At 73.0% G+C, this 16,015-nt stretch carries 17 protein-coding genes; 7 read left to right on the top strand and 10 right to left on the bottom strand.

Translation table 11 applies throughout. The features are described from left to right. Positions 1–130: 130 nt before the first annotated feature. From ACTHMS_RS07055 to ACTHMS_RS07045, 3 genes are all read right to left on the bottom strand, one after another. Positions 131–1,585: an ATP-binding protein gene (locus ACTHMS_RS07055; protein ID WP_440305959.1), complete on the bottom strand. Its 1,455-nt coding sequence runs from the start codon at positions 1,583–1,585 to the stop codon at positions 131–133. Beyond that, positions 1,582–3,246, bottom strand: coding sequence for an FAD-dependent oxidoreductase (locus ACTHMS_RS07050; RefSeq protein ID WP_440305960.1), 1,665 nt, complete (start codon positions 3,244–3,246; stop codon positions 1,582–1,584). Before ACTHMS_RS07050 ends, ACTHMS_RS07055 begins: the two co-directional genes overlap by 4 nt. Before the next feature lie 103 nt (positions 3,247–3,349). After that, positions 3,350–4,777 (bottom strand): wax ester/triacylglycerol synthase family O-acyltransferase, encoded by a 1,428-nt coding sequence (locus ACTHMS_RS07045; protein WP_440305958.1) that lies wholly within the window; start codon positions 4,775–4,777, stop codon positions 3,350–3,352. Between the two features lie 147 nt (positions 4,778–4,924). Between ACTHMS_RS07045 and ACTHMS_RS07040 the strand changes: the two genes are divergently transcribed. Next, positions 4,925–5,593, top strand: coding sequence for a chemotaxis protein CheB (locus ACTHMS_RS07040; protein ID WP_440305957.1), 669 nt, complete (start codon positions 4,925–4,927; stop codon positions 5,591–5,593). Here the strand turns inward: ACTHMS_RS07040 and ACTHMS_RS07035 are convergent. Further along, positions 5,504–6,412: an ANTAR domain-containing protein gene (locus ACTHMS_RS07035; RefSeq protein WP_440305956.1), complete on the bottom strand. Its 909-nt coding sequence runs from the start codon at positions 6,410–6,412 to the stop codon at positions 5,504–5,506. The two genes, ACTHMS_RS07040 and ACTHMS_RS07035, sit on opposite strands and share 90 nt — an antisense overlap. Further along, positions 6,409–7,110 (bottom strand): ANTAR domain-containing protein, encoded by a 702-nt coding sequence (locus ACTHMS_RS07030; RefSeq protein ID WP_440305955.1) that lies wholly within the window; start codon positions 7,108–7,110, stop codon positions 6,409–6,411. The genes ACTHMS_RS07035 and ACTHMS_RS07030 overlap by 4 nt, the downstream gene beginning before the upstream one ends. Positions 7,111–7,426: 316 nt before the next feature. On the opposite strand from ACTHMS_RS07030, the gene ACTHMS_RS07025 reads away from it, so the two are divergent. The 5 genes from ACTHMS_RS07025 to ACTHMS_RS07005 are packed head-to-tail and all read left to right on the top strand — an operon-like array spanning position 7,427 to position 10,879. Further along, entirely contained in the window at positions 7,427–8,569 is a 1,143-nt protein-coding gene (locus ACTHMS_RS07025; RefSeq protein ID WP_440305954.1) for an ABC transporter permease, read from the top strand. Beyond that, a complete protein-coding gene (locus ACTHMS_RS07020) occupies positions 8,562–9,266 on the top strand; it encodes an ABC transporter ATP-binding protein (RefSeq protein ID WP_440305953.1) in 705 nt (234 codons plus the stop codon). Before ACTHMS_RS07025 ends, ACTHMS_RS07020 begins: the two co-directional genes overlap by 8 nt. After that, positions 9,248–9,784: a neocarzinostatin apoprotein domain-containing protein gene (locus tag ACTHMS_RS07015; RefSeq protein WP_440305952.1), complete on the top strand. Its 537-nt coding sequence runs from the start codon at positions 9,248–9,250 to the stop codon at positions 9,782–9,784. Before ACTHMS_RS07020 ends, ACTHMS_RS07015 begins: the two co-directional genes overlap by 19 nt. Positions 9,785–9,803: 19 nt before the next feature. Beyond that, a complete protein-coding gene (locus ACTHMS_RS07010; protein WP_440305951.1) occupies positions 9,804–10,631 on the top strand; it encodes a slipin family protein in 828 nt (275 codons plus the stop codon). Then, the gene (locus ACTHMS_RS07005; protein WP_440305950.1) at positions 10,628–10,879 is read left to right on the top strand and encodes a dsRBD fold-containing protein; all 252 of its coding nucleotides are present in this window, start codon (positions 10,628–10,630) and stop codon (positions 10,877–10,879) included. The genes ACTHMS_RS07010 and ACTHMS_RS07005 overlap by 4 nt, the downstream gene beginning before the upstream one ends. Before the next feature lie 18 nt (positions 10,880–10,897). On the opposite strand, the gene ACTHMS_RS07000 is transcribed toward ACTHMS_RS07005, so the two are convergent. The 5 genes from ACTHMS_RS07000 to ACTHMS_RS06980 form a co-directional block, all read right to left on the bottom strand. Further along, positions 10,898–11,131: a hypothetical protein gene (locus ACTHMS_RS07000; RefSeq protein ID WP_440305949.1), complete on the bottom strand. Its 234-nt coding sequence runs from the start codon at positions 11,129–11,131 to the stop codon at positions 10,898–10,900. 97 nt (positions 11,132–11,228) lie between these two features. Beyond that, the gene (locus ACTHMS_RS06995; RefSeq protein WP_440305948.1) at positions 11,229–11,918 is read right to left on the bottom strand and encodes a hypothetical protein; all 690 of its coding nucleotides are present in this window, start codon (positions 11,916–11,918) and stop codon (positions 11,229–11,231) included. Between the two features lie 23 nt (positions 11,919–11,941). Then, positions 11,942–12,571: an ATP-binding cassette domain-containing protein gene (locus ACTHMS_RS06990; protein WP_440305947.1), complete on the bottom strand. Its 630-nt coding sequence runs from the start codon at positions 12,569–12,571 to the stop codon at positions 11,942–11,944. Positions 12,572–12,720: 149 nt separating this feature from the next. Further along, positions 12,721–13,152, bottom strand: a complete 432-nt coding sequence (locus tag ACTHMS_RS06985) for a hypothetical protein (RefSeq protein WP_440305946.1) — start codon at positions 13,150–13,152, stop codon at positions 12,721–12,723. A 3-nt stretch (positions 13,153–13,155) separates the two neighbouring features. Continuing rightward, positions 13,156–14,157 (bottom strand): LLM class flavin-dependent oxidoreductase, encoded by a 1,002-nt coding sequence (locus ACTHMS_RS06980; RefSeq protein WP_440305945.1) that lies wholly within the window; start codon positions 14,155–14,157, stop codon positions 13,156–13,158. 141 nt (positions 14,158–14,298) lie between these two features. Here ACTHMS_RS06980 and ACTHMS_RS06975 point away from each other — a divergent pair. Further along, positions 14,299–16,015, top strand: a 1,717-nt coding sequence (locus ACTHMS_RS06975) for an acetoacetate--CoA ligase (RefSeq protein WP_440305944.1), incomplete at its 3' end; no start/stop codon positions are given.

Genomic DNA, 16,015 nt, shown 5'->3' with positions numbered 1-16,015 from the left:
GGCGACGTGTCGCACCCCCCGCCGTGCCCGCAGTGGGCGCAGCGGCGCCGGTGCACCCACCACCCGCCCGCGCCCTCGCAGTCGACGCCGCCTGGGCCGGGCGGGGCGACCGTGGGATCGATGCCGCTGGTCATGCTTCCTCCTGCTGTCCGGCGCCGGCGGCGCCCGCCGCCGCCGACCGGGCGACCAGCGGCAGCCGCACGACGAAGCGCGTGTCGCCGGCCTGCGAGGTCACCGACAGGTCGCCGTGGTGCTTGTTGACGACGATGCGCCACGAGATGTCGAGGCCGAGTCCGGTGCCCTGCCCGACCGGTTTGGTGGTGAAGAACGGCTCGAAGATCCGGCCGATCACGTCCTCGGGGATGCCCGCCCCCGTGTCCGCGATCTCGATCTGCGCCCGGTCGTCGACCTTCGCCGTCCGCACCGTCAGCGTGCCGCGGCCGTCCATCGCCTGGACGGCGTTGTCGATCAGGTTCGTCCAGACCTGGTTCAGTTCTGCGCCGTACACCGGCAGCTTCGGCAGCGAGCGGTCGTAGTCCTTCACGATCTCGATGCCGGCCAGCTTCGAGCTCATCATCACCAGTGTGCTGTCGAGCAGTTCGTGCACGTCGAGCACCTGGTACGGCGCGCGGTCCATCTGCGAGTACTGCTTGGCCGCGGTCACCAGCGTCGAGATGCGCCCGGTCGAGTCCTCGATCTCGTTCATCAGCAGCTCGGTCTCGAGCGTGTACGCGAGCCAGCGCACGGCACCTTCGAGCATCGACGCGTCGGTGGTGTCGGCGATGCGGTCGAGCCACTCGACGTCCAGACCCGACTGGACGAACGTGGGCGCGAGATCCCAACCGCCGCCGATCCCGTGGTCCTCCAGCCAGTCGCCGAGTTCGTCCTCGCGGTCGCTGGCCTCGAGCGGGCTGAGTGCCGGCGCCTTCGCGACCTGCTCGACCGCTTCCTCCTGCAGCCGGATCAGCGTCTCGAGCTGGTGCCGGTCCCACGCGCCGCCCGCGATGAGCGCGAGCTTGTGCCGCATGCCGGCGACCCGGTTGCGCAGCGCGCTGGTCGCCGACAGCGCGGCGGACGCGGGGTTGTTGAGCTCGTGCGTCAATCCGGCCGAGAGCGCGCCGAGGGCGAGCAGCCGCTCGCGCTGACCGATGAGCCGCTGCGAGGTCTGCGCGCCGTACGACAGCCCCTCGAGCAGGTGCAGCGCCATCGGGAACCACTGCTGCATCAGCTCGCGGAAGTCGGCTGCCGCCAGCGCGAACAGCCGCACCGGCGTCACCGCGTGCACGGTCGCGTTGTAGGTCGTCGCCTCGTCGACGAACGCCGACCACGCGCCGGCGTAGACGCCGCGCTGGCTCGTGCGCGTCGTCTCGACGTCGTCGGCACCGACCCGGCGCGACAGCGCGATGGTGCCCTCGAGCAGCACGTAGAGCCACTCGCCCGGGTCGCCCTCGCGCACCACCACGCCCGCCTCGTGCTGCTGGACGTGCCCGCGGGCGCACAGCCAGGCGAGCTGCTCGTCGGTGAGCTTCTCGAACAGGAACAGCGAGCGCAGTTCGACGACGTCGCAGGGCACCAGGTCCGTCATCCGAGACCCTCCAGGTAGCGGTGGACGAGCATGACCGCGAGTGCGCCCTCGCCGACGGCGGACGCCACGCGCTTCGCCGACTCGGCCCGCACGTCGCCGGCGGCGAAGACGCCGGGCACGCTCGTCTCGAGATGCATCGGCGCGCGGTCGAGGTCCCACCCGGGCGGCCGCGCACCGTCGACGGTGAGGTCGGGCCCGGTCGGCACGAACCCGCGCGCGTCACGCACCAGCGTGTCGTCGAGCCAGTCGGTGCGCGGCGCCGCGCCGATGAAGACGAACAGGTGGTCGGCGTCGACCGTCTCGACCGCGCCGGTGCTGTTGTCGCGCAGCCGCACGCCGACGAGGTGGTCGGTGCCGTCGCCGTCGGACGAGCCCTGCGCCTCGACCACCTCGGTGCACGTGCGCACGCCGATGTTCGGGACGTTCGCGATCTGCTCGATCAGGTAGTGCGACATCGACTGCTGCAGCGAGTTGCCGCGCACCACGAGCGTCACCGAGCGCGCGCCCCGCGCCAGGTGCACCGCCGCCTGCCCCGCCGAGTTCGCGCCGCCGACGATGTAGACGTCCTGGTCGGCGCAGTCGGCGGCCTCGGTCAGCGCCGAGCCGTAGTAGACGCCGCGGCCGGTGAGCTCGTCGACGCCCGGCGCCGCGAGCTGCCGGTACGAGACGCCCGTGGCCAGGATGACCGTGTGTGCGGCGATCGACCCGCCGTCGCTGAACCGCACCGTGCGCGCCGAGCCGCTGATCTCGAGGGCGCAGGCCTCGCGCGCGGTGATCAGCTCGGCGCCGAACTTCGTCGCCTGCCGCCGGGCCCTGTCGGTCAGCTGTGCGCCGGACACGCCGTCGGGGAAGCCGAGGTAGTTCTCGATGCGCGAGCTCTGGCCGGCCTGCCCACCGGTGGCGGTGCGCTCGACGAGCACGGTACGCAGCCCCTCGCTCGCGCCGTACACCGCGGCACCGAGCCCGGCCGGCCCGCCACCGACCACGACGAGGTCGTAGAAGTCCTGCGCCGGTGCCGTCTGGATGCCCGCGAGCGCCGCCAGCTCGGCATCGTTCGGCGCGACGAGCGCGGTGCCGTCGGCGCCGACCACGAGGGGCAGGACGCGCCCGTCGGCGCCCGCGGCCGCCAGCAGCCGCTGCCCCTCCGGCGACTCGGCCGACCACCAGCGGTACGGCACCGGGTTGCGCGCCAGGAACTCGCGGGTCTCGGACGACCGCGCCGACCAGCGGTGCCCGACGACCTTGAGCTCGGGCGTGGCGACGTGCCCGGTGGCGGCCCACGCCTCGAGCTGCGCGTCGATCACCGGGTACAGCTTCTCCTCGGCCGGATCCCACGGTTTCAGCAGGTAGTAGTCGAGGTCGACGACGTTGATCGCATCGATCGCCGCGCTCGTGTCGGCGTACGCGGTGAGCAGCAGTCGCCGCGCGGACGGGAAGACGTCCATCGCGGCCTCGAGGAACTCGAGCCCGTTCATGCCCGGCATGCGGAAGTCGGCGAGCAGCAGCGCGACCGTCTCGTCGCGCAGCTTCATCTCGCGCAGCGCGTCGAGCGCCTGCTCGCCCGACTCGGCCCGCACGATGCGGTGCGTGTCGCCGTAGCGCCGCCGCAGTTCGCGGGCGACGGCGCGCGACACCCCGGGGTCGTCGTCGACCGTGAGCATGGCGGTGCGACGTGCAGCGTCCGGTCGGGTCACGCTTGCACTGTAGGCGCGCACCGGCGGTCGTGGGTGCCCGTTTTCGCCTGTCCGCGCGCGGGTGTCGGCCTCAGGTGGTCGCGTGACCCGCAGCCTCGTCGAGCAGGTCGGCGAAGCTGTCGTGCACGCCCTGGACGAAGACGGCGAGATCCGGTGTCGAGTCGCGGTCGGCGGTGACACCGATGGTCATGCGGCCGTCGTAGCGGGTGACGGCGACACCGATGCGGATGCCCTCGGCGATCGGGACGTACGGGCTGAGCCGCAGCAACCGACGGCCGAGCAGGGTCGGCACGGTCGGCGGGCCGGGCACGTTCGTCACGACCGTGGTGAGCACCTGGTGGGGGAGTCGCCGTGCCGCGCGCACCGCACCCAGCACCAGCGCGGGCGGCAGCAGCGACGCGACCGCCTGCGCCGCCTCGCCCGCGAGGGCCTCATGCCCCTCCTTCGCCTCGCGCATGCGCCGGATCACCGCCCCGCACGCGTCGCCGGCGTCGTCGCGGTCGACCGGGAGGTCGAGCAGGATCGCCGAGACGTGGTTGCCGGCCTCGGCCGAACCGGCGTCGTCGTGTCGGACGGCGACAGGGACGAGACACCGCACCGTGTGCGGGCCGGCGGGCTCGCCCCGGCTCAGCAGCAGGCGCCGGAACGCCCCCGTCACGGTGGCGAGCACGATGTCGTTGCGCGTCGCCGCCCACCGTCGGGCCAACCGGTCGACGGCATGCTCGTCGAGCACCGCGGTGCGGTAGCTCCGCGGGCCGTGCAGTGCGCCGACGAGCGAGGTCCGCGGCACGGGCCGCGCGGCGCCCACCAGCCGCAGCGCGCCCCGCCCGAGCCCCTCCAGCCCGCGGATGGCGACCCGGGGCCGGGTCAGCGTGCGCAGCGGACGCGGTCGGTGCCGCGCCGGCCCTGCCGGCTGCGGCCCCCGCTCGGTCGACCCCGTCGCCTCGCCGTGGTCGAGCAGCGACTCGAAGACCGCCATGCCGGCGAGGCCGTCGACCATGCTGTGGTGCAGCTTGGTGATGATGGCCCACCGGCCGTCGTCCAGGCCCTCGACGATCCAGGCCTCCCAGGGCGGACGCGTCTCGTCGAGCCGGAAGGACATGATGCGTCCGACGACGTCCTCGAGCTCGTCGTCGCCGCCGGTGCCGGGCAGCCGCAGCCGCGGCAGGTGGTACTCGATGTCGAACGCCGGGTCGTCGACCCACTGCGCTGCTGTCAGCCCGAGCCGGCCGCGACGCAGGTGCCGGCGCAGCGCAGGCACCTGTCGCACCTGGTCGAGGTAGCGCCCGGTGAGCTCGTCGGCCTCCGGTGCTGGGCCGGCGAAGACCGCCACCGCGCCGATGTGCAGGCTGATCGCGTCGTCCTCGAGATCGAAGAACTCCGCGTCCAGCACGCCCAACCGGGGCGTCGCGCCCCCGCCGTCCTCGCCCATCGGTTCCTCCTGCGCGCGGTACCGTCCTGGCCACAGCAACCAGAGCATCCGCAGCATCCGCAGCATCCGCCCGCACGGCACCGGACGACCGGGCCGACCGGACGGCCCGGGTCCCGCCGAAGGCGGGTGCGGGCCACGCCGTTCGACCCTGCGGCGCGCCGGATCCCCGTCCGATGCTCGGCGGGGCAGATTCCCGGAGCGGCGGTGAGATGCGTGCGTGCGACGCCACCCGACCTCCCCGTCGTCGGGGTGGTCTGCTCCGCCGGCGGCCTGTCGGCGCTGGCCACGGTGCTGCGCGAGCTGCCCCCGCGACTGCCCGCCGCCGTCGTCCTGGCCCAGCACCTCAACCCGGGCAGACGGTCGACGCTCGACCACGCGCTGCAGTGGGAGACCGGCCGGTCGGTGCAGCGGGCACGGGACGGGCGGCACCTCGCGTCCGGCGACCTGCTGGTCGTGCCCGAGGCCGTGCACGCCGTCATCGATGCCGCCGGCCGGCTGTGGCTGATCCCGACCGACGGCGCACCCCGCCCGTCGGCGGATCTCCTGCTCGGCACGCTGGCGACGAGCCTCGGCTCCCGGGCGATCGGCGTCGTGCTGTCCGGTCACGGCGGCGACGGCGCGACCGGCGCGATGGCCGTGCACCTGCTCGGTGGCCGCACCGTCGTCGAGGACCCGCTGTCGGCCTTCGCGGCCGGCATGCCCTCGGCCGCGCTCGTGCGGCTCGCGGCGGACACGGTGGTGCCCATCGACCGCGTCGCCACCGCGATCGCCGACGCGGTCGACGCGGTGCGGTCAGGTGTCCGCGAGCAGGGTCGTGCCGTCGAGGACGGCCCGCGCGACGACCTCGGTCGGCAGGCCTTCCGCGAAGGCCCGGGCGCGTAGCAGGGCCACCGCGTCGTCGATGGCGCACCCCAGCCGCACGTGCAGCACACCGGCGGCCTGGTGCACGACGGGATGGTGGTCGAAGGCGGTCGCGTCCGGCAGCAGGCTCATGGCGCGGTCCCGCGGTGTCCCGCCCCCGCCGGGCAGGATGTCGGCCGCGGCGTCGATCGTCGACGACGCACCCGACCACGGCGGCCCGATCGCAGCGTCGTAGAGCACCAGCGTGCCGAGCCCGCCCCGCAGCGTCGACGCACTCACCGAGTGGATGTCCATCCCCGCCAGCACCGGCCCGTAGAACGGCCAGCGGCTTCCGAGGTCCGCCTCGGCGACGTGCAGCGACCCCGAGACGGCGCAGTCAAACGCCGGGCCCTCGCCGAGCATCGACTCACCGGCCTCCGCGGCTGCGGCCCGCGCGTCCGACGCGAGCACCGCCCCGATCGTCCCGCCGGTCGGCAACCGCACCACCGCGCCTCGGGCGCCCGTCGCGACGCAGATGGATGCGAGCGCGGCCGCGCCGTCCGCCAGCGCCTGCGGCCAGTCCGCCGGCGACGCGGCGCGACGACTCGCGAGGGCGTCGTAGAACTCGGCGGCGACGCGGTGCCGTTCCTCGGCCCGCCGCTGCGCGAACAGCAACCGCGCGTGCACGGCCACCAGCCGCGAGCCGGTGGGGGTCGCCTCGAGCCGCTCGTACGTCGCCGCGGCGTCGACCCCCGCCTCCTCGGCCAGCCGCCGCTCCCTGGCCGCCCGGAGGGACAGGTTCGCCTGGCTCAACCGGCCACTCGTGGGTCGGCGCGCGCTCGGCCCGCCGTCGGACGTCATGGTCGCAGCCCCAGCTTCACGACAGCCTCGGCGACCGACCGCAGCGTCACGTTGCGGTCGTTCGCGTGCTTGCGCAGTGCGCGGAACGCCTCGTCGACCCCGATCCCGCGCTCCGCCGCGACGATGCCCTTCGCCTGCTCGATCACGACCCGGCTCTCCAACGCCTGCTGCAACTGCTGCACCGTGCGCTGTTCGCGCTCGAGCGCCAACGCGTTCAGCACGTGCGTAGCGGTCATGGCCGCGAACGCCGTCGCGACGGCCACCTCGTCGGGGCTCCAGAGGTGCTCGCTGTCCACGTAGAGGTCGAGCACCCCGATCCGCTTCCGCCCGCGCACCGGCACGGCGGCGACGGCGACGGCCCGCTGCTCGGCCGCCGTGGCGGCGAAGGTCGGCCAGCGACCGGCCTCGCCCTCGCCCATCCGCGTCACCAGGCTCGGCGCACCGGACACCCAGGCGTCGTAGCAGGGCCCTTCGCCGACGTCGTCCTGCACGCGCTCGAGCACCGCCGACCAGTCGCTGTCGGTCGCCACGAACTGCAGCGCGCCGTCGGACATCAACGAGACGCCCGCGCCGGTCAGATGCAGGGCACGGACGATCCGGACCGTCAGGTCGCGCAGCGCCTCGAAGACGTCACCACCTGGTTCCCAGGTGTGTGCGAGCCCGGCCAGCTCGTGGGTGACGTCGTCGAGCGCGATCATGGGGAGTTCTTCGTGTCGTCCATCTGTCTCACCTCGCCCATGCACGGACGTTAGGCCTCTGTGGGCCCGCGCACCATGGCTGAACGGCACGGCGTCGGCCCGGGTTTGGGTCGCCGCCCCGGGCGCGGACGGGCCCGAGCCGGGAGGAACGACCCGGGCGGCGCGCACGCCGGCGGCCCACGCTCGACGTGCCGGGGATGACCCGGTGAGCGACCTCGGGGCGCACGTATGTCGCGGTCGGCGGTTCGACGCCGAGCTTGACCCATCGTCCGAAGACGGGGAGTGACGCCCCGAGGTCCGCCGGAGGGGGCGGGCGATGCGCGGTGGCGGCGACGGGGGGTTGACCTTCGCCGGGCTCGTGCTGCACAACATCGGCACGCGCAAGCTGCGGCTGGCCTTCGCCTCGACCGCGGTGGCGATCGGCGTCATGACCGTCGTGACCTTCACCGTCGTCAAACACAGCCTGCACGAGACGGCGCTCGGCATCATGCAGACCGGACGCGCCGACTTCACCATCTCCCAGCGCGGGGTCTCCGACCTGCTCGACAGCACCATCGACCAGGCGACCCTCGCCTCGATCGCCGCCGACCGCGACGTCGCGGCGGCGACCGGCGTCCTGATCGGCACCACCCGACTGACCGCCGACAACCCGCTCTTCCTCGAGTTCGGCATCCGCGCGGCCGACCTGGACGCGTTCGGGGTGCGCATCGTCGCCGGCCGGCCGTTCGCCGACGACAGCGCGAACCAGCTGCTGCTCGGGTGGCGGGCCGCGGCCAACCTCCGCAAGCACGTCGGCGACACCATCGCCGTCGACGGCCACCCCTTCCACGTCGTCGGCATCTTCTCGACCGGGCAGGCCCTCGGCGACGCCGGCACCATGCTGCCGCTGGTGCCGTTCCAGGCCGCGCAGCGCCAGCCGGGCGGGCTCACCCTCGTCTTCGTCCGAGCGCGTCCGGGCGCCGACCTCGGCACCCTGCGCGCACGCATCGAGCACGACCACCCGCAGCTCGTGACCGTGCGCACCGCCGCCGACTTCGGCCGCGCCGACCGCAGCCTCGCGCTGATCAACGCCGCCGACCGCGGCAGCACCGTGCTCGCCGTGCTCATCGGCGCGGTCGTCGTCATGACCACCATGACCCTCACCTTCATCGAGCGCACGCGCGAGTTCGGGGTGCTGGCGGCGATCGGCTGGTCGAGCCCGCGGATCGCCCGCATGGTCATCGGTGAGGCGCTCGCGATCGGCCTGCTCGGCGCGGCGGGCGGCGTCGTGCTCTCGTTCGCCGCGACGCAGGTGATCGGGCAGTTGCCCAGCCTGGTCGGCATCCTGCACCCCGTCTACACCGCGACCGCCTTCTGGCGGGCGCTGCTCGCGGCGGGGTCGATGAGCCTGCTCGGCGGCATCGCCCCGGCGGTGCGGGCCGCACGGTTGTCGCCGCTGGAGGCGCTGCGCCATGAGTGACGCCCCGCCCGCCATCGTCGTCCACGGCCTGCGTAAGGAGTTCGATCACGGCACGGTCGCCGCGCTGCGCGGGGTGGAGCTCGAGGTCGCGCGCGGCGAGTGGGTCGCGCTCACCGGTCCGTCCGGGTGCGGCAAGTCGACGCTGCTGCACCTGCTCGCGGCGCTCGACCGGCCGACGGGCGGGACGATCGAGGTGCTGGGACGCGACCTCGCCGCGTTGCCCGATGCGGCGGCCTACCGGCGTTCGACCGTCGGGCTCGTCTTCCAATTGCACAACCTCCTGCCGCAGCTCAGCGCGCAGCAGAACGTCGAGATCGCGATGTTCGGTGGGCGCCACGACCGCACCGAGCGCCGTCGCCGGGCACGCGACCTGCTGCACGCCGTCGATCTGGACGGCCGTGAGCAGCGCCGGCCACCGCGGCTGTCCGGCGGTGAACGCCAGCGTGTCGCGATCGCCCGCGCGCTGGCGAACGACCCGCCGATCGTGCTCGCCGACGAGCCCACGGGCAGCCTCGACAGCGACGCGGTCCGTGGCGTGCTGCGCCTGTTCGCCGACCTGCGCACGCACCGACCGGACGTGACCGTGCTGATGGTGACGCACGACCCGTCGGTCGCGGCGAGGGCCGACCGGATCGTCACGCTGCGCGACGGCGCGGTCGAGCGTGCGGGGGTGACGGCATGCGCGGGCGCGTCCTGACGACCGCGGCCACGGTGCTGACCACGCTGGTCGCGGCCGGGTGCGGCTCGAGCGGCGGCGGCATCGTCCGCCCGTCGTCGGGCACCCTGCCGACGACCTCGGCTCCGACGTCGACCTCAGCGGCGACATCGACCTCGTCCGCGCCGGTGTCGGCGTCGACCACCCGGCCACCCTCGGCCGCACCGACGATCGTCGTGACACCCGACCACGACCTGCGCGACGGCCAGTCCGTCCGCATCACCGGGCACGGCTTCAGCGCCTTCGAGACGCTGCAGGTCATCGAGTGCGCCCAGAAGGGCACGTCGACGGGCCCCGGTGACTGCAACCTCGCCGGCATGCTGACCGCGACCGCCGACGCCCACGGCGACGTCACGGCGACGGTGACCGTGCTACGCGGGCCGTTCGGTGCGAACAGCGTCGTCTGCGGGCCTCGGCAGGGGTGTCTCGTCTCGGTGACCCAGGCATCACTGCAGCCGACGGAGGAAGCGGACGCACCGATCCGCTTCGCCCCGCGATGACGACGAGAAGGGACTGACCATGTCCGCAGAGGCCCTCACGTTCCTGCTGGTCGGCGTCGGCCTGCTCGTGCTGATCGGCTTCCTCATCGCCGTCCGCATCGTGCGGCAGTACGAGCGCGGCGTGCTGTTCCGGCTCAACCGCCTCGTCGGCGTGCGCGCGCCGGGCCTGCGGCTGATCATCCCGATCGTCGACGTGCTGCACCGGGTGTCGCTGCGCATCGTCACCCTGCCGATTCAGTCCCAGGGGATCATCACGCGCAACAACGTCAGCGTGGGCGTCTCTGCGGTCGCCTACTACCGGATCACCGATCCGGTGAAGTCGGTGGTCGCGATCGAGAACGTCCGGGCCGCCATCGACCAGATCGCGCAGACGACGCTGCGCAAGGTCGTCGGACGCCACACCCTGGACGAGACCCTCGCCGAGACCGACCGCATCAACGACGACATCCGCACCATCCTCGACGTGACCACCGTCGAGTGGGGTGTCGAGGTGACCCTCGTCGAGCTGAAGGACATCCAGCTGCCCGAGACGATGAAGCGCGCCATGGCCAAGCAGGCCGAGGCCGAACGCGAGAAGCGCGCCAAGATCATCAACGCCGAGGGCGAGTCGCTGGCGGCGGACGCGCTCGGGCAGGCGTCCGACGTGATGATGGCGCACCCGGTCGCGCTGCAACTGCGCAACCTGCAGAGCCTGGTCGAGATCGGCGTCGACCGGAACACGACCGTCGTCTTCCCGGCGCCGCTGATGAGCACCATCGAGGAGCTCGGCACGTTCCTCACCCGCGAACGGCTGGCCGGCAGGGCCGACAGCGTGACACCCACCCAGAAGGAAGGAGCGGGACGATGACCCACACGCTCGACTGGCGCGCCGTGGTGCACCTGTCCGAGACCGACGACTCGACGCTGGCGCGCGTCGTGCTGCACACGGGCGACCGAGAGCTCAGCGCCGAAGGGCTGGCCCGTCGCCGGCCGTCGGACACGGTCGTGCCCGAGATCGGCGACGAGCTGGCCGTCGGCCGCGCCCTCATCGAACTCGGGGAACGGCTCGTGCGCGCGGCGGCCGACGACATCACGGCCCTCGGCCGCACGCGCTGACGCAAGCGGCCCGCAGCCTCAGCTGTAGATCCGCCGCAGCTGGGGCAGCAGCTCGTCGAGCCGGCTGATGCACTCCTGCAGCCGCGCCTCGGCGTCGGCGTCGCGCGCCGTGAGATGGGCCGACGAGAGCCGCACGCTCGCGCTGAAGACGTGGTTCATGGCATCGATCAGCGCGGCCCGCAGGCGTTGGTCACGGTCGGCGACGTCCTGCCCGGACGCGAACAGTGAGACGGGATCGACGGAGTCGAACATGGCGGCCCCCGGGGATGCAGCTCATGTCACCTGGGACTGAAGCGACGGGGTGCCCGCCCACCGGCAGGACGGACGCGACGACTGCCGCGCGTCGAAGTTACAGCGGCCCGTCGCTGCGCGCCAGCCCCGCCGAGGGCACCCGGTCCGGGCGGTGCACGACCAGTCGGCGCCCGACCGCGAGCCGGGCCAGGACGAACAACGCGATCCCGTATGAAAGGGTCTCGACGAGCGGCGCGAGCACCGGACCGTGACCGTCCACCGCGGCGTCGACGATGCGCCAGGGCCCGTGGAAGGGCAGCAGGCCGGCGACGACGCCGCTGCCTCGCGTCGCCATCTGCAGCCCGACGACCCCGATGACGACGAGCGTGCCCTCGAGCTCGCGAGGCACGAGCGCCGCGACCGCGAGCCCGAAGGGCACCGACTGCACCGCGACCACGATCGCCGCCGCCGGCAGCAGCCAGGGCCGGGCGGGGTGCGAGAGCAGCGCCATCACCGTCGCGAAGCCGACGGCGACGCCGGCGCCGAGCGGTGCGAGGAACAGCAGCCGCCCGAGCATCAGCTCCACCGGCCGGTAGCCGCACAGCACCAGCCGCTGGTCGACCGCGAGTGACGACACCGCCGAGAACAGCGTGGCGCCGGAGACGGCGAAGGCCATCCCGATCGCGCCTGCGGGGATCGCCGACCGGCCCTGGTGCGCCACCGCGAGGTAGAAGCTCAACGGCAGCGCGAGCAGCAGCAGCAGCGCCGAGCGCCGGCGCACGAGGTCGCGGCCGTGCATCTCGCTCATGATGGCGATCCGTTGCACCGGCGTCATCGCGCCCGCCCCGTGACGGCGTGCGCAGGCAGTTCGACCACGCGGTCGACCCGGTCGGTCTCGGCGAGCAGGTGCGTCACCACGACCACGGCCCGGCCCTCGTCGCGCCAGCGGTGACAGTGGTCCCAGAAGTTGACGTAGGTGCCGCGGTCGAAGCCCTGGTAGGGCTCGTCGAGCAGCAGCAGGGTCGGCCGGCCCAGCAGGGCCAGGGCGAGGTTCACCTTCTGCCGCGTGCCGCCCGACATCTCGGACGTCACCACCCGCGGCCCGACGGGGAAGCCGAACTCGGCCAGGAGGGCACGGCCGGTGCGCAGGGCGTCCGGGCGGGACAGCCCGAGCCCGCGGCCGAACATGATCAGGTGCTCGTCGGCGGTCAGCAGGTCGAACAGGCTCGCGGCCTGCGGGCAGTACCCGATGCCGTCGGCCACCGCGACGCTGCCCCGGTCGGCCCGCACGAGCCCGGCGCAGATGCGCAGCAGGGTCGTCTTGCCCGCGCCGTTCTCGCCGGTCAGCGCCACGAGTTCGCCGGCCGCCACAGTGAGGTGCACGTCGTGCAGCACCGTTGTGCCGCGGTAGGCCTTGTGCACACCGCGCACCACGAGGAGCGGCTCGCCGCCGGACGTCACCGGTCGAGCGTGAACCCGGCCGCGTGCGAGCGACCGGGTCGAAGGTCGCGCGCCCGGCCCGCGCAGGGGCCGGGCCGGACGCCGCGACGACCTCGGTGCATGATCGACACCCGTCCGAACCGCCGGTGACCGGTTCGGGCGGGTGTCGATCAGGGCGCGGCCGCCGACCACCCGGTGACGGCCTCGATCCGGCAGACCAGGACGCGGTGGAAGGGCTTGTCCGCGTACTGCGGCACGGCCCGGGCCAGCCGGTCGGCGAGGTCGTCGACCACGTCGGACGACGGCTCGGGCACGTGCCGCAGGTTCGCGCGCACCCACCACAGGCGCGTCCAGTCCTCGGTCTCCCAGTGTTCGACGAGCAACGCCCCGCGAGGGTCGGCGTCGAGGTTGTCCTCGCGCCGCAGGCGGGTCGACGCCTTGGGCTTGACCGAGTCGATGGGCACACCGACGTGGGTGCCGTCGCCGCTGACGGCGTACACGCACGGTTGCGGATCGGGCCCGCGCTCGGGGTGCAGCGTGCAGAACACCCCGTGGTGCTCGGCGTCGAGCCGCGCGCGGGCCTCGCCCTCGTCCAGTCGCATCGGTCAGGCGCTGACCGCGTTCACCTTCGGCATGATCTCCTCGGTGAGCCGCTTGAGGTCGTCCAGCGTCTTGGCCGTCGGCACGTCGCGGAACGGTGGCCAGAGCAGCGGCATCGTCATGCCGGCCTCGGCGTAGCGCTTGAGCTGGTCCTCGATCTGCTGCGCGGTGCCGGCGAGCAGGTTGCTCGCCTTGCCGGCCGGAGTCATGTCCGTCGGTTCGTCGGTGATGACGAACCAGATCATCGAGCACATGTCGAACCCGTCGGGGAAGCCGCGGTTGAGCTCGTTGAGCTCACGCTCCATCTCGCCGCGCCAGCGCTTGATGTCCTCGGGCGAGTCCTGGATGCCGATCCATCCGTGCAAGCCGTACCTGGCGATGCGCTTGGCCGAGCGCGCCGGGTCCTTGAGGCCGGAGAAGTAGATCGGCGGGCCGGGCTGCTGCAGGGGCTTGTGCCCGAAGCCGCAGGGCTCGAAGTCGGCGAACTCGCCGTGGTACTCGAAGACCTCGTTCTTCGCGTCCCAGATGCCCTGCATGATCTCGATCGTCTCGCGCACGTGCGCATGCCGGCGTGGGAACAGGTGCGAGACGCTGGCGGCCGCGAACTCCTCGGGCATCCAGCCCGAGCCGACGCCGACGTTGAGGCGTCCGTTCGCCAGGTGGTCCTGCGTCGCGAGTTCCGCGGCGAGCACTCCCGGCGACCGGTACGGCGTGTCGATGATGCTCATGCCGAGGCGCACCTTCCGCGTCTTGGCGGCGAGCCAGGGGATGAGCGTCATGCCCTGGAACCATTTGCCCCGTGCGATCACCGGCATGATCTTCGGGAAGTCGGTCATCATGCCGAACGGGAACTGCAGCTCCTCACGGTCGGACGCCTCCGGCACCACGATCCGGTCGAGCGTCCAGACCGAGTCGAAGTCGAGCTCCTCGGCGAGGTTCGTGAGGTCCTCGAGCTCCTTGAGGGTCACCTCGTCGCGGAAGTTGGGCAGGTAGAGGGCGAGCTTCATGCGGCACTCCTTCTGGTCGGATCGACGCTGGGTGCGAGCGAACCCCTCGAAGCTCAACCCCTGCTGGGCGCTTCCTCAACGGTTCATCAACGTGCGCCCACAGGCGGTGCCCGACGCCGGCGGCGCCTCTACGTTCGTCGCATGACCGCCGAGCCGGACGTGCTGTGGCGACCGTCCGCCCTGCGCATCGCCCGATCCGCCCTGCGCGCGCACCTCGACTGGCTCGAACGCCGCGAGGGCCGCACCTTCGCCGACCACGACGAGTTCTGGGCGTGGTCGGTCGACGACCTCGACCGCTTCTGGGCGGCCGTCGTCGACTATTACGGCATCGACTTCACGACGCCGTGGACGCAGGTGCGCACGCCCGACCCGATGCCGCACACCCGTTGGTTCACGGGGGGCCGGCTGAACTGGGCGCACCACGCGTTGCGCCGCGGGGCCGACGACGCCGTCGCGCTCGTGTGCGTGCGCGAGGGCGGCGTGCCGGCGCGCGAGATCACCTGGGGCGACCTGCGCCGCGCCGTCGCCTCGATGGCGGCCTGGCTGCGCCGCGTCGGCGTGCGCCCCGGCGACCGCGTCGGTGCCTACCTGCCGAACACCGAGCACGCGGTGATCGGGTGCCTCGCCGCGGCGGCGGTCGGCGCGGTGTGGGCCTGCTGCTCACCCGACTTCGGCTCCGACGGCACCATCGGCCGGCTGGCCCAGCTCGAGCCGACGGTGCTGATCGCCGCCGACGGCTACCACTGGAACGGCAAGGACATCGATCGCGGCGACGTCGTCGCCGACCTGCGCCGCCGGTTGCCGACGCTGCGCCGGTTCGTCCACGTGCAGTGTGCCTTCCCCGAGCGCGACGCCCCCGACGGCGCCGACCCGTGGGACGACGTCGCGGGCGGCGACGACGAACCGGTCTTCGAGCAGGTCGAGTTCTCGCACCCGCTCTGGGTGCTGTTCACCTCCGGCACGACCGGCCTGCCGAAGGGGCTCGTGCACAGCCAGGGCGGCATCACCCTCGAGGGCACCAAGTGGTCGGGGCTGTACTGCGGGCTGCGCGAGGGCGAGCGCATGTTCACCTTCACGTCCACCGGCTGGGCGCTGTGGAACATGCAGCTCGGCGCGCTGCTGCAGGGCGCGAGCATCGTGCTGTACGAGGGCAGCCCCAACCACCCGAAGGGCGCGGTGTGGGAGGTCGCGGCCCGCACCGGAGCGCACGTGATGCTGCTCGGCGCCGCGGTCGTGACGGCCACCGCGAACACCGGCATCTCGCCCAGGGCCGAGCACGACCTGGGCCGACTGCGGCACGTCATGGTGAGCGGCTCGGCGCTGCCGCCCGACGGGTACCGCTGGATCCTCGAGCACATCAGCGACGACGTGCGCATCGACTCGACCAGCGGCGGCACCGACATCTCCGGCTCGTTCGTCGGCGCGAACGAGTACGCGCCGGTGCGTCCCGGACGGATCGGCGGCCGCCTCGCCGGTGTCGACTGCGCCGCCTGGGACGAGGACGGCCGGCCGGTCGTCGACGAGGTGGGCGATCTCGTGGTCACCCAGCCGATGCCGTCGATGCCGGTCCATCTCTGGAACGACCCGGACGCCGCCCGCTACACCGAGTCGTACTTCGACACCTGGCCCGGCGTCTGGCGTCACGGCGACTGGGTGACCCTGCACGCCGACGGCAGCGTCTCGATCCACGGACGCAGCGACTCGACGCTGAACCGGCAGGGTGTGCGGCTCGGCAGCAGCGACTTCTACGACGTGCTCGAGTCGCTGCCCGAGATCCGCGAGACGTTGGTGATCGGTGTCGAGCAGGGCGACGACGGGTACTGGCTCGGCCTGTTCGTCGTGCCCGCCGACGGCGTCG

Source organism: Jatrophihabitans sp., from assembly GCF_051960575.1.
Lineage (GTDB): Bacteria > Actinomycetota > Actinomycetes > Mycobacteriales > Jatrophihabitantaceae > JBQCEE01.
This window is presented reverse-complemented; position numbering and strand designations above follow the sequence as displayed.